At 70.7% G+C, this 1,377-nt stretch carries 1 protein-coding gene and 1 pseudogene; one reads left to right on the forward strand and one right to left on the reverse strand.

Annotation, left to right across the window (positions count from 1 at the left end):
- Window positions 1–1,103 (forward strand): signal recognition particle-docking protein FtsY (gene ftsY / locus FV228_RS29840; protein WP_147857744.1); only part of this gene is annotated, 1,103 nt, incomplete at its 5' end.
- A 120-nt stretch (window positions 1,104–1,223) separates the two neighbouring features.
- On the opposite strand, the pseudogene FV228_RS34580 reads toward ftsY, so the two are convergent.
- Window positions 1,224–1,377 (reverse strand): annotated as a pseudogene (locus FV228_RS34580) (IS110 family transposase); the annotation flags it as partial.

Genomic DNA, 1,377 nt, shown 5'->3' on the forward strand with positions numbered 1-1,377 from the left:
AGCCTGAGCGGCCCCCCGCCGGCACGGCCGGGGACGACCCCGCGCACGGCGCCGACCCGGTCGATACCGGCGACGTGAACCGTGAGCCCGTTGTCGAGCCGGCGCCCGACATCCAGCCGGTCGATGCCGCCGCCGCGCTCGCCTACGATGCCGGCGCCGGCCCGGATCGGGAGCCCGAGGCCAAGGGCTGGTGGACCCGGCTCACCTCCGGGATGAAGCGGACCTCGTCGGCCCTGACCGACCGGGTGACCGGCCTGTTCACCAAGCGCAAGCTCGACGCCAACACGCTGGAGGACCTGGAGGACGCCCTGATCCAGGCCGATTTCGGCCTGGAGACCGCGACGCGGATCTCGGACGCGGTCGGCAAGGGCCGCTACGAGAAGGGCATCTCGCCCGACGAGGTCCGGGCGATCCTGGCGACCGAGGTTGAGCGGGCGCTGGAGCCCGTGGCCGTGCCGCTGTCCATCGACAGCACCAAGAAGCCGTTCGTAATCCTCACGGTCGGCGTCAACGGCGCCGGCAAGACGACGACGTTGGGCAAGCTCGCCTCGAAGCTGCGCGCGGAGGGCCGCACCGTGATGCTGGCGGCCGGCGATACGTTCCGGGCGGCGGCGGTGGAGCAGCTCAAGGTCTGGGGCGCGCGCACCGGCACCCCGGTGGTGAGCGGCGGCGAGGGGGCCGACGCGGCCGGGCTCGCCTTCGATGCGCTCAAGCAGGCGACCGCCGCCGGGACCGACGTGCTGCTGATCGACACCGCCGGCCGGCTCCAGAACAAGGCCGGGCTGATGGCCGAGTTGGAGAAGATCGTCCGCGTGCTCCGCAAGCAGGATCCGGACGCACCGCACGCCACGATCCTGGTCCTCGATGCCACCGTCGGCCAGAACGCGATCTCGCAGGTGGAGCTGTTCTCCCAGGCGGCGCCGGTCTCGGGCCTCGTGATGACCAAGCTCGACGGTACGGCGCGCGGCGGCATCCTGGTGGCGCTGGCGGCCAAGTTCGGCCTGCCGGTGCACTTCATCGGGGTCGGCGAGGGCGTGGAGGATCTTGAGCCTTTCGCGGCCCGGGACTTCGCCCGGGCGATCGCCGGGCTGGAGAAGGATTAGCGCTTCGTCCGGAAGGGCGGTTGTCGACGGCCCTTTCAAAGTGTTTGACCCGGACCGTACCGCTTGCGGAAGGTGCCGAGGCTTCCCAGAAGCCACGCTATCGATCACACCGTCATCAACTCAGTTGGCGGCGGTTTGCGCGTAGGCGTCGCGTAGGCGTGCGTTTGCGATGACGATGAGGCGTCGCATGAGTGCGGTGATGGCGACGATGGGCTTCTTTCCGGCGGCGCGCAGGCGCAGGTAGGCGTCCCGGAGGGTGGGGTTGTGGCGGCTG

The organism is Methylobacterium sp. WL18, assembly GCF_008040015.1.
Lineage (GTDB): Bacteria > Pseudomonadota > Alphaproteobacteria > Rhizobiales > Beijerinckiaceae > Methylobacterium > Methylobacterium mesophilicum.